The sequence below is a fragment of the Hydrogenobacter sp. genome (assembly GCA_041287335.1).
GTDB lineage: Bacteria > Aquificota > Aquificia > Aquificales > Aquificaceae > Hydrogenobacter.
The window spans coordinates 1-12155 of the sequence record JBEULM010000032.1 but is presented as its reverse complement, the minus strand read 5'-3'; the positions used below and the strand labels follow the sequence as shown (position 1 = coordinate 12155).

Genomic DNA, 12155 nt, shown 5'->3' with positions numbered 1-12155 from the left:
TCTATGAGTAGTTTTTACGACAGAAAGACATACAGCACCTGTTATATGTGTGCCTGCAGGTGCGGTATAGAAGTATATGTGAGAAACAACAAGGTAACCTACATAAAGGGAAACGACGCTCACCCCACCAATAAAGGAGTACTTTGTGCGAAAGGTTCTTCTGGAATAATGAAAGAGTACAGTCCTGCAAGGCTGAGAAAGCCTCTTCTAAGGGTTGGACCAAGAGGCTCAGGACAGTTCAAAGAGATAGAGTGGGAAGAAGCCTTTGAAATAGCTGTCCAGTGGTTGGAAGAGGCGAGGAAGAAGGGACCTCAGAAGATTGCCTTCTTTACAGGCAGGGACCAGATGCAGGCTATAAATGGCTGGTTTTCAAGCCAGCTGGGAACCTTTAATTGGGCAGCTCACGGTGGCTTTTGCTCTGTAAATATTGCGGCGAGCGGTCTTTACTCCATAGGAGGCTCCTTCTGGGAGTTTGGTGAGGCGGACTTTGAAAACACCAAATACTTCATGCTCATAGGCGTGGCGGAGGACCACTCATCAAACCCCTTTAAGCTTGGTATTCAAGAGATGAAACGTAAGGGTGGAAAGTTTGTGGTGGTAAATCCTGTCCGCTGGGGTTATGGGGCGGTGGCGGACGAGTGGGTGCCTATAAAACCCGGGACAGATGGTGCCTTCTTCATGGGCATTATGCATGTGCTTTTCAAGTATAACCTCATAAACTGGGAATTTCTCAAAGAATACACTAATGCTCCATGGCTTGTAATTCAGGCACCGGGCACTTCAAAGGACGGACTCTTTTACAGAAACGAAGAAGGCAAGCCTATGGTCTTTGACAAAAAGTCCGGCACTTTTAAACCGGCAGACCGCATAGTGCCTGAGGACTTAGAGCCTGCATTAATAGGAGAGTTTACCACACCGGAAGGCTACAGGGTAAGACCAGCCTTTGACCTTTTTGCGGAAAGGCTGGTAAAGGACTACAGCCCTGAAAAGGTGGAAAGGATAACGGGCATATCTGCTAAGGATATAGAAAGAATAGCCAAAGAAATGGGCACCATAGCCCTTTATCATCCCATAGAGCTACCTATTGAGTGGACGGATGTATGGGGCAGAAAACATAAAAAAGTTATAGGAAGACCTGTCTCTTTCCATATGATGAGGGGTGTGGCTTCTCACAGCAATGGCTTTCAGAGTGCAAGGACTGTTTTCTTGCTCATGATGCTTTTGGGTGTGGTGGATGTGCCCGGGGGCTTTTTGAACAAGCCTCCTTATCCAAAACACATAGAGGACCTTCCAAAGCCCTACAAAATCTCAAAACCTGATGAGATAAAGTATGGAGAAGTGTATCCGGGTCCTCACCTTGGGTATCCTCAAAACCCCGATGACCTCCTTGTGGATGAGAAGGGCAATCCCATAAGGATAGACTGGGCTTACAGCTGGTGGTTTCCACTGACAGCCCACGGCTGTATCCAGAATGTTATACCTGCCGCTTACCAGCAAAATCCCTACGGTATTGAGGTTTTAATGATTTACATGGCAAACATGGCCTGGAACTCTTCCCAGAACATTCCTTACATAATAGAAGCACTTACCGCCACGGACAATGCAGGCAACTACATCATACCAAAGGTTATAACCATTGACGCCTTTTATAGCGAGCAGGTGGCATACTCAGACCTGGTGTTTCCAGATGCCACCTATCTTGAGCAGTGGTTTGCTCTGTCGCTTCTTGACAGACCGCCCTCCGCTGTAGATGGTCCAGTAGATGCTCTCAGGCATCCCATAATAGACCCGAAAGAAAACGGCTACGATGTGAAGGGATGGGGTGATGTGATGGTGGAGCTTGGCTCAAGACTTAAACTGCCCGGCTTTGTAAATCCTGATGGCTCAAGAAAGTATAAAGACTTTAAGGACTTTCTCATAAACTGGCAGGTGCGTCCTGGCGTGGGTGCCCTTGCAGGCTGGAGGGGTAAAAAGGGTGACAAGCACTTTGTGGGAGAGCCAAACCCTAACCAGCTTGAGATGTATATAAAGAACAAGGGCTTTTTCTATTACAAACTGCCAGAAAATATGAGGTATTACAGGCATGTTAATAAGGACTATCAGGAGTGGGCTGTAAGCGTAGGCTTTATGAAAAAGGTGGCTCCCATCATCTTTAACTTCTATCTTGAAACCCTCCAGACCTTCAGGCTTGCAGGACAGGGACTATGGGAAGGCAAGAACCAGCCACCCAACGACCCAATCCTAAGAGAAAGGCTAATAAAATACTTTGACCCACTGCCCTTCTGGTATCCACCCTTTGAGGAGGAAGTTTCCGGAAAGGAATATCCCCTTTATGCCTTTACTCAAAGACCTCAGTGGATGTATCACTCCTGGGACTCTCAGAACGCATGGCTCAGGCAGATTTCTTCAAGAAACTACCTGTACATGAACCCAAAAACCGCAGAAAAGCTTGGTATAAAGCACTTAGACTGGGTGTGGGTAGAATCCCGTATAGGCAAAGTCAAGTGTCAGGTCTTTTTAACAGAAACCACAGAGCCAAACTCTGTATGGACATGGAATGCCATAGGTAAGATGCAGGGAGCATGGGGGCTTAAGCCAGAAGCTGAAGAAGGACATGAAGGTTTTCTCTTGAACCATGTAATACCCCACAGCATAAAGATAGGAGGTAAGGAGATATACTACGGAGACCCGATAACAGGACACCTGGCTTGGTTTGACACTAAGGTAAAGGTATATAAGGCGGAAGACCAGACGCCAGAGACATATCCACAGTTTAGAGTAGAGCCTCTGGACTATATTAAAGAAAGATGGGTGCCTGTGCTGAGGTATAAGCCATGAAGCTTCTTGAAAGGAAATACACAGTAGAAGACTATGAAAAGCTTCCGGAGGGAAGTCCCTATCAGTTGATAGAAGGTGAGCTTGTAATAAGCCCTGCGCCCATACCCTACCACCAGATGGTCTTAGGAAATATATACAGCATACTCAGAAGGGAACTGAAAAGAAAGGGTCTTGTGCTTTTTTCTCCTGTGGATGTATACCTTGATGAGAGAAACGCCTATCAGCCAGACCTTGTGGTGCTTTTGAAGAATTCAAAGGCTAAACTTACCGCAAAGGGCATATATGGAGCTCCAGAGCTTGTGGTAGAAGTGCTATCTCCTTCCAATGCATACTATGACCTCAGGATAAAAAAAGAAGTCTATGAAAAGTATGGCGTGAAAGAATACTGGATAGCGGACCCATTAAAAAAGAGCCTTGAGATATACACAAACAGAGAAGGCAGGTTTGAGCTCCTTGTGGAAGCAAAAGAAGAAGGAAAAATACTGTCCCCGCTTCTTGGCGTTGAGCTGGAGCTTTCAGAGGTATTTGAAGGAGTAGAGCTATGAGGCTTTTGGAAAAGGAAAAGAAATACACGGTAGAGGATTATGAAAAACTGCCAGAAGGAAGTCCATATGAGCTGATAGAGGGGGAGCTTGTAATGAGCCCAAGCCCAAGTTTTGAGCATTTTAAAAATTCTAAAAGACTTTTTGTAAAACTCTATGGGCTTTTGAAGAAGGCAGGCAAGGGAGAGGTAATTTACGCACCCTTTGACCTATACCTTGATGAAGAAGATGCCTACCATCCAGACCTTATGGTAATTCTAAAAGGTTCAAAGGCTAAGATTACTTCAGAGGGTGTTTATGGATCTCCTGATGTGGTTATTGAGATACTTTCGCCTTCAAACGCCTACTACGACCTTAAAATAAAAAAGAATGTCTATGAGAAGGCTGGAGTAAGGGAATACTGGATTATTGACCCCATAGAAAAGTCTGTAGGGATATACAAAAACACACAAGAGGGCTTTAAAATGCTTTGCAGGGCAGAAGGAAAAGGCAAGGTTTTTTCAGAAGTCTTAGAGCTTGAATTGGAAATTTCTGAAGTCTTTTCGGAGGTATAAACATGCCACAGTATGCCTTGGTTATAGACTTAAACACCTGTGTTGGATGTCATGCCTGTGCTACAAACTGCAAAGAGTGGAACACGCAGGCATCTTTTGGACCCCTTTCTGACTTTGACCCCTACGGAAGGGAACCTCAAGGTGTGTGGTATAACAGGATAATGACCTATGAAGTGGGTGAGTTTCCAAATACGCAGGTCTTTCACCTTCCTAAGTCTTGTTTGCACTGTCAGGACTCTCCCTGCGTGCCTGTATGCCCCACCGGTGCCAGCTACAAAAGAGAGCAGGACGGTATAGTGCTTGTCAATTACGATGATTGCATAGGCTGTAAGCTATGCTCCTGGTCTTGTCCCTATGGCTGTAGAGAGTTTGACGAAGCTGACAAGGTTATGAAAAAATGCACCCTTTGCATAGACAGGATATACGATGAGTCTTTACCGCCAGAACACAGAAAACCTGCCTGCGTGCTAACATGCCCCGCAAAGGCTCGCTTCTTTGGAGATATAGAAGACCCCAACAGCGAGGTGTATAAGGTTATAAAGGAGCGCAACGGCTTTGTGCTATTCCCAGATATGGGCACAAACCCCGCCAACCACTATCTTCCCAGAACAGAAACCAAAATTCATTTTGATGACCACCTCTTAAAGCCAGAAAACCCTCTCTTTCTTGAGGTTATGCAAAAACACTATAAAGGAGGCTAATATGCATCCACCCCTTTCTTTAATATGGTTTTTCTTAACTGCTGGCACTTCCATAGGACTATTTACCTTTACCTACTTTATGGAGTTTTTAACCCTCTTTGGCAAACAAACCGCAATGCCAGAAAGGGCTATGCTTGTTTCTGTGGTTGTCTCTTTAATCCTCATAGGTCTTGGAGCCGTAGGTGCCAGCTTTCACTTGGGACACAAGCTAAGGGCTTGGAAGGCTATAAAGAGGTTTCACACCTCCTGGCTTTCCCGAGAAGCGGTTTTTAGCGGAGCTTATGGCTTTACACTACTTTTGTTTGGTCTTTCCTATTACCTTAAGGTTTCACCCTTTATTATTCACTTCTTTGGCATCCTCACTTTTATACTCGGTTGGCTTTCTGCCTTTTCCACCGCAATGATATACGCCTCTAACAAATTTGTGCTTGAGTGGAACACCTCTTTGACTGTTCTGTACTACCTTAACATGTATCTGATGCTTGGATCTTCTGCCTTTTTGGCTCTTACATATCACTACAGACCTGAGTTTATAAACACTTACCTTTTCCTTACCCTCCTCTTCCTCTCTTTGGGTCTTGCCTTCAGGCTTGCCTTTAACATAAGACAGTTCTACATCAAAAGACCTACCATAAACGAGGCTTTAAACCTTCCACACAACAGATCCATAAGGGTACTTGATACTGGGACTACTACCAGCAATTACTGTACGGAAGAGTTTTACTACAGAAAGGGTAAAGAAATGCTAAGTTTCGTTCTCCCGATAGCTTACATACTTACCTTCGTGTTACCTATACTGTTGGTACTTTACTCCTTGGTAACCCAAAACTACAACTACGCTTTTTACGTTCTCACATACGCAAGCTTATTAGTTGGAAGCTCTTTAGAAAGATGGTCTTTCTTTGTAGAGGGTAACCACGTACAAAACCTATTTTACGGGCTTTATCCTCAAGAGGGGTATCAACTCAGAAAAGGTTTTATGGAGAAAAAGAAAACGAAGATAAGCCTGTATTAAAATAAATTATATGAGCGATATAGAAGATCTTGCAGTAAGTATTATAAGGAATCTCGCAATTGAAGAGGGAGGGATAAAAGACGAAGAAATAGAAAGTATAATTTCGCAAGTGGTCAAACGGGTCGGAGATGTACAACCCGGCGAAAGCGAGTTTTTCCGTATAGTAGAAGAGGTGCTTTTGGAAAGTCCTTTTAAAAAGCTTGCCAAAGCCTTTATACTATACAGAAGCAACGTTGAACTCATTGATAAATACATAAACTTAGAAGACTGGGAGGTAAGAGAAAACAGTAATATGACTTACTCACTTCAAGGGCTTAACTTTTATGTAACGTCACACGCAAGTAGGGACTATTGGCTCAATAAAATATACAGTAAAGACATAAAAAAGGCACATACGGAAGGCGATTTCCACATACATCAGCTACAGGCTTTAAGTGTATATTGCGTAGGATGGGATTTGTGGGATCTCATGGCTACCGGGTTTAGAGGCGTTCCCGGTAAAACAGAAAGTAAGCCACCCAAGCACTTTAGCTCAGCGCTCGGTCAGGTAGTTAACTTTCTTTATACTTTGCAAGGTGAAGCTACTGGCGCACAAGCTTTTTCCAATTTTGATACTCTTCTTGCACCTTTCATCAGGTATGATGGACTTAGTTACAAGCAGGTAAAGCAAGCTATACAGGAGTTTGTATACAATCTTAATGTACCTACAAGAACGGGTTTTCAGGCACCTTTTACTAACCTTACCTTTGATTTAAAGGTTCCCGAGTATTACAGGCATCAAGGCGTTCTTGTAGGTGGAGAAATAAAGAACGAAACTTACGGGGAGTTTCAGGAAGAAATGGATATGTTAAACAAAGCTTTCTTTGAGGTTATGACGGAAGGAGATGCCAGAGGAAGGGTATTTACCTTTCCGATCCCTACTTACAACATTACCAAGGATTTTGACTGGGATAATCCCAATTACGAAGGTCTTTGGAAAATGAGCGGTAAGTATGGAATACCGTACTTTGCCAACTTTGTAAATTCCGAAATGAAGCCAGAGGATGTGAGAAGTATGTGTTGCAGGTTGAGACTTGAGGTAAAGAAGCTTGAGAGAAGGGGGGGAAGCTATTTTGGTGCTAATCCACTCACTGGTTCAATAGGCGTTGTTACCATAAATATGCCCAGAATAGGCTACTTGTCCAGCTCTGAAGAGGAGTTCTTTGAGAGACTATCCCATCTGATGGAACTCATCAAAGAAAGCCTTGAGAGAAAGAGAGAGATCATTGAGGATCTCACGGAGAGAGGGCTTTATCCTTACTCCAAGTTTTATCTAAGGAACGTAAAGGAGAGGTTTGGCGAGTATTGGAAAAATCATTTCTCCACCATAGGTTTGGTTGGAATGAATGAAGCTTGCCTGAACTTTCTTGGTGAACCTATATATACGGACGCAGGTAGGTCCTTCACCCTTCGCATACTTGACTTTATGAGAGAAAAGTTGCTTGAATTTCAAGAAGAGACTGGAAACAACTACAATCTTGAAGCTACACCTGCAGAGTCAACAGCCTACAGACTTGCCAAGCTAGACAAGAAAAGATTTCCCAACATAATTGTTGCCAATGAGGATAGGTATCGTGAAGGAGCGGAGCCGTTTTACACAAACTCCACTCAACTTCCCGTAAATTATACGGACGATCCCTTTATAGCCCTTGACTTACAGGATGAGTTTCAAGTCAAGTACACCGGAGGAACCGTACTTCACTTTTTTATAGGTGAGCGGATATACGATACGAAGGCACTTAAAAACTTTATAAAAAAGGTTTGCGAAAACTACAGATTACCTTACTTTACCATAACCCCAACTTTTAGCGTGTGTCCAAATCATGGTTATATATCTGGAGAAAAAGAGGTATGTCCATTGTGTGGAGCAAAAACGGAAATATATTCAAGGATAGTGGGCTACTTAAGACCTGTCCATCAGTGGAATGAAGGTAAAAGGGAAGAATTCAAGCTAAGAAGGGCTTTCAAAAAGGAGAGAATATCCTGATGCTTAGGAGTTACAAGGAACATTCAGAAAACAACAAAAGTCCTCACTGCCTTTTTAAAATAGGAGGCTTTCAGAGGTTTAGTCTAATAGACTACCCCGGTAAGATCTCGTGTATAGTGTTCACCCAAGGATGCAATTTCAGATGTCCTTACTGTTATAATATCGAACTTGTTCTTCCAGAACATTTCGGAGAAACCATACCCGAAGAAGATATCCTCCAATTTCTAAATTTAAGGATAGGAAAACTCGAAGGTGTGGTCATCACTGGTGGGGAACCAACCATACATACTGGGCTTAAAGATTTCATACTAAAAGTTAAGAAGCTTCCCTTCTCTGTAAAACTTGACACGAACGGATCTATGCCTGAGGTTATAGAAGAACTCTTGAAAGATGGACTTATTGATTATGTTGCTATGGATGTAAAAGCACCTCCCCATAAATATATGGAGGTAGTTAGGGCAAAGGTGGATATTAAGGCGATCCACAAAAGCATAAACCTCATAATGAGTTCTGGAGTAGATTACGAATTTAGAACTACCGTGGTTAAAGAACAGCTAACAAAAGAGGATATAATGAAGATAGCTGAGATCATAGAAGGAGCGAAGAGATATTACCTTCAGAAGTTCCTCCCTGATAAGACTCTTGATCCAACATTTTCTAACAAAACCACTTATTCCGACGAAGAGTTTGGAGAAATACTATCCTCAATAAGGAGTAAATTCACCGAGTGCGGCGTTAGGTAATAATTACACTCCCAAGTCTTTTGCCTGCTCTTCGGTCAGATGTCTATCCTCCTTTTCTAAGGATGAGCATCTGTCAAGTAACTCCTTGAGTCTTATGGGAGCCTCCGTCAAAGGCAGAGAGGAGTCGTATATCTCCCCCTTTACGCCACACTCCTTAAAGGCTTCAAAGAGCATCCTAAGACCCTTCTGAGCTTCCGGTCCATTTCTGCGCACTATCCATATCCAATCGGGATTCAGTTTACCCTCCTTATGGAGATCTCTTATAGCGTTCGCTACTCCTTCACCAAGTGTTACATCTATCCTCGTATTATTGGCTGTTCCACCGCATACAAGCACTCCCCTTATACCAGGCTTTGATAAGATTATTCTCGTTATCTTGTACATCTTCTCAGCGGGGGGATTCCCACCTATGTCGGTGAAGTTAGCGGGTTTGAGTCCAACCGCGTAAGTAGTCTCTATGGTAACCGTAGAACCTCCTCCACCGAAGGTCATCATAGCAATATCACCATCCACCTCTACATAAGAACCTGCCTTTCCTCTATGATCATCCCTGTCTATCAGGGATGCCTCTACCTCCCTTTCAGTTGGAGGTCTCTTCATAGCAGTTCTTACACCATATATTTTGGAAGGCGGTACTTGAGCATCATCATCTATAGTTACAACCGCATCAAGAGCGTAGACCTTCAGTTTTCCATCAACATCACATATAGCAAGGGGGTTTATCTCTAAAAGTCGCGCTTCAGCTTCCCAAAAGGCTCTGTACATGTTGGATATAACTTCCGAAAGTTCTCTGAGAACTCCCATGTACTCTTGAGGAAAGCCAAGCTCTAAAAGGTAATTTCTCACCATGTGGGGATAAAGTCCTTTTAGAGGATTTATGCTCCATGTTCTTACCTTTTCCGGAGGAACTTCCTCTATATCCATGCCACCTTCCAAACTTAAAGTAAGCACGGGAGATCTAACTTCCGTTGAGTATGTAACGGAAGCGTAAAGCTCTTTGAGAATGTTCACCTTTTGAGCCACAATTATTCCTACAGGCATTTCACCGTAAACGGGGTATCTCAATAAGGTCTCCACGGTTTCAATAGCAGTCTGAGGATCAAAGCACACCTTTACCGCACCAGCCTTTCCCCTTTTGCCTACAAGCACCTGAGACTTTACTACACACTCCCCCAAATCGTTTATAAATTGGATAAGATTGTCACTTAAACTGTTATCAAACATATACTTTGGTGTAGGGATCCCGTATTTTCTAAATATCTTATCATAGGCCTCATATTCGTAAAGGTTCATACGCTTCCTCCTAAGGGTTATATTGAATTATTATACTATGGAACTGGTCAAAAAAGCTAAAAGGATAAAACTGCTCCTTATGGATGTGGACGGTGTTTTGACAGACGGAAAGCTTTACTACACGGAAAGAGGTGAGGAGATAAAAGTTTTCAATGTAAGAGATGGTTTGGGTATAAAAATGCTACAAAAGGTAGGTATCAAAACGGGAGTCATATCCGGAAGAAATTCAAAACCACTGATAAACAGGTTAAAAGAGCTGGGGGTTGAGGAAATACATTTGGGATACAACGAAAAGCTTCCCTTACTTGAGAATATAATCAGTAGAAACAGCTTGAGCTACGAAGAGGTAGCTTTTATCGGAGATGATTACGTGGATCTGCCCGTACTGAAGAAGGTGGGTTTTCCCATTTCGGTGAATGATGCGCCGGATTTGGTAAAGAAAACCGCTCTGTATGTTACGAAGGCAAACGGTGGTAGCGGAGCTGTCCGGGAAGCTATAGAGTACCTGCTTGAGCTAAGAGGAGAGCTTGAGGGTTTGTTAAAATATTATCTTCAATGACGAACGTCCTTCTCGGTGTCTCTTCAAGTATAGCAATATACAAAGCGTGTGACCTTGTGAGATCCTTAAAGAAGAAAGGATATCAAGTTAGAGTAATAATGACACCCTTTTCCGAGAGATTTGTCAGCAGGCTTACTTTTGAGGCTCTCACTGGATACAAAGTTTACTCAGATTGGCAAGATGACCCCTTAGCCCATATAAACCTTGCAAGGTGGTGCGATGTTTTTGTTATAGCACCTTGCAGTGTAAATACTCTTTCCAAGATAGCTTTAGGTATAGGTGATAACTTGCTCACTACAACAGTTTTGGCACACAATCGTGAACTTTTGATCGCCCCGGCTGCAAATACACACATGTACCAAAATCCTCTCATAAGAGAGCATGTGCAAAAGCTAAAAGCTATGGGACATATTATCATAGAGCCAGAGGAGGGGAAGCTCGTGTGTGAAGAAGAAGGTCAGGGAAAGCTCGCCAGTGAAGACAGGATACTTGATTGGGTAGAATATGCTATAAGACCAAAACCCTTAAAGGATAAAAAGGTGCTGATCACGTGCGGTGCAACGAGGGAACACATAGACAGCGTACGCTTTATATCCAATTCGTCAAGCGGAAAGATGGGTTTTGCCCTTGCGAGTGTTTTCAGATGGTACGGTGCGCAGGTGAAAGTGGTAGCTGGATTTACAACCGCAAAAGAGCCAACAGAAATTGAAGTACTAAAGGTAGTGTCAGCTCAGGAAATGTATCAGAAGGTTATGGAACTGAAAAGGTGGGCTGATATAATTGTGATGAACGCTGCTGTATCTGACTACATGCCGGAAAATAAACAGGAAGGAAAAATGAAAAAGTCTGGAAGTATAACACTCAAGCTTGTAAGGACGCCGGATATACTTGAAGAATTAGGCAGACATAAAGATGGGAAGTTCTTAGTAGGTTTTTCCCTTGAAGAGGAAGGATACCTTCTGGAAAACAGCCGTAAGAAATTGAAGGCAAAAAACTTAGACATGATCGTTGCCAACCCTTTGGAAGTTATGGATAAAGATTTTCACACTGGATACATACTATATAAAGATGGTACAGAAGAGCAGATAGAACTCGGTGAAAAGCTTTCCTCTGCGGAGTTAATAATAAAAAGGATAATAGACACCCTCTAATTCCTTAACGTTTATAATTTTTACTTATTCCGGGGTGTGGCTCAGGTGGTAGAGCGTCGGCTTCGGGAGCCGAAGGTCAGGGGTTCAAGTCCCCTCACCCCGATTTCAAACCCTTGCCTTTCAAAGCCTTGAAAATAGCTCCTTTTAAAAGCCTTGTCAGTCAATAACTTGAATAGCCCACTATGACCCATTATGACCCACTAAATTACATCCAATCTTTAACCTTTCTTTAACACTTCTGAAGCTTGTCTATCAAGCACTTGAAGAGGGTTTAATTTAACATGTTAAAAGAAATGGCAGGAAAGCCCTGTCAGTAAAGGCTTAGGTGGGTTTTCAGGTGTTAAAAGCCTATAACCCGCCCGCAGGTGTTAAAAGACTATGCCTTAAAGCCTTGCCAGTAAAGGCTTGGAAGGGTTTTAACATGTTAAAAGGCATAAAAGCCTTGTCTTTCAATGCTTTGACTGGTTTTAACTCCCTTAATGCTTTAACCTGTGGAATGGAGTTAATACCCTACCCCTTACCCGTTAGCTCATCAAAAATATGGCTTATGGCTATCTTGAGCCGTTCCTTTCTTTCTTCCTTTGTCAAAGCCTGGTATTCTTTGAGGCTCTTGTGAAGTAGCTGGAGGGTTTGCCTTTTAACATCTTCAGGCAAACTGCTTTCCATTATCTTCTGTGTTTGGTTTGTAAATAGGTTATTGACAAAGACAGCCATGTGAAGCTCTAACTTGTGA

The 12155-nt window shown here is 42.9% G+C and carries 11 protein-coding genes and 1 tRNA gene; 10 read left to right on the top strand and 2 right to left on the bottom strand.

Annotation, left to right across the window (positions count from 1 at the left end; translation table 11 throughout):
* The first annotated feature begins 3 nt into the window (after nt 1-3).
* From sreA to ABWK04_04445, 7 genes are read left to right on the top strand one after another with little or no spacing between them, the layout of a single operon-like run.
* Entirely contained in the window at nt 4-2838 is a 2835-nt protein-coding gene (sreA, locus tag ABWK04_04475) for a sulfur reductase subunit SreA (GenBank protein ID MEZ0361142.1), read from the top strand.
* Nucleotides 2835-3383: a Uma2 family endonuclease gene (locus tag ABWK04_04470; protein MEZ0361141.1), complete on the top strand. Its 549-nt coding sequence runs from the start codon at nt 2835-2837 to the stop codon at nt 3381-3383. Before sreA ends, ABWK04_04470 begins: the two co-directional genes overlap by 4 nt.
* Nucleotides 3380-3934, top strand: coding sequence for a Uma2 family endonuclease (locus tag ABWK04_04465; protein ID MEZ0361140.1), 555 nt, complete (start codon nt 3380-3382; stop codon nt 3932-3934). The genes ABWK04_04470 and ABWK04_04465 overlap by 4 nt, the downstream gene beginning before the upstream one ends.
* Nucleotides 3935-3936: 2 nt before the next feature.
* Nucleotides 3937-4635: a sulfur reductase subunit SreB gene (sreB, locus tag ABWK04_04460; protein ID MEZ0361139.1), complete on the top strand. Its 699-nt coding sequence runs from the start codon at nt 3937-3939 to the stop codon at nt 4633-4635.
* Between the two features lies 1 nt (nt 4636).
* Nucleotides 4637-5650 (top strand): sulfur reductase subunit SreC, encoded by a 1014-nt coding sequence (gene sreC / locus ABWK04_04455; protein ID MEZ0361138.1) that lies wholly within the window; start codon nt 4637-4639, stop codon nt 5648-5650.
* Nucleotides 5651-5660: 10 nt separating this feature from the next.
* Nucleotides 5661-7676, top strand: a complete 2016-nt coding sequence (locus ABWK04_04450; protein MEZ0361137.1) for a ribonucleoside triphosphate reductase — start codon at nt 5661-5663, stop codon at nt 7674-7676.
* A complete protein-coding gene (locus tag ABWK04_04445; protein ID MEZ0361136.1) occupies nt 7676-8419 on the top strand; it encodes an anaerobic ribonucleoside-triphosphate reductase activating protein in 744 nt (247 codons plus the stop codon). The genes ABWK04_04450 and ABWK04_04445 overlap by 1 nt, the downstream gene beginning before the upstream one ends.
* Nucleotides 8420-8422: 3 nt before the next feature.
* On the opposite strand, the gene ABWK04_04440 is transcribed toward ABWK04_04445, so the two are convergent.
* A complete protein-coding gene (locus tag ABWK04_04440; protein MEZ0361135.1) occupies nt 8423-9712 on the bottom strand; it encodes a succinate--CoA ligase subunit beta in 1290 nt (429 codons plus the stop codon).
* 37 nt (nt 9713-9749) lie between these two features.
* Here ABWK04_04440 and ABWK04_04435 point away from each other — a divergent pair, with 37 nt between their 5' ends.
* The 3 genes from ABWK04_04435 to ABWK04_04425 all read left to right on the top strand — a co-directional run bounded on the left by ABWK04_04435 (nt 9750) and on the right by ABWK04_04425 (nt 11525).
* Nucleotides 9750-10271, top strand: coding sequence for an HAD hydrolase family protein (locus tag ABWK04_04435; protein MEZ0361134.1), 522 nt, complete (start codon nt 9750-9752; stop codon nt 10269-10271).
* A complete protein-coding gene (gene coaBC / locus ABWK04_04430; protein MEZ0361133.1) occupies nt 10268-11422 on the top strand; it encodes a bifunctional phosphopantothenoylcysteine decarboxylase/phosphopantothenate--cysteine ligase CoaBC in 1155 nt (384 codons plus the stop codon). Before ABWK04_04435 ends, coaBC begins: the two co-directional genes overlap by 4 nt.
* Before the next feature lie 30 nt (nt 11423-11452).
* Nucleotides 11453-11525 (top strand) — tRNA-Pro (locus tag ABWK04_04425).
* Between the two features lie 407 nt (nt 11526-11932).
* On the opposite strand, the gene ABWK04_04420 is transcribed toward ABWK04_04425, so the two are convergent.
* Nucleotides 11933-12155 (bottom strand): hypothetical protein (locus ABWK04_04420; protein MEZ0361132.1); only part of this gene is annotated, 223 nt, incomplete at its 5' end.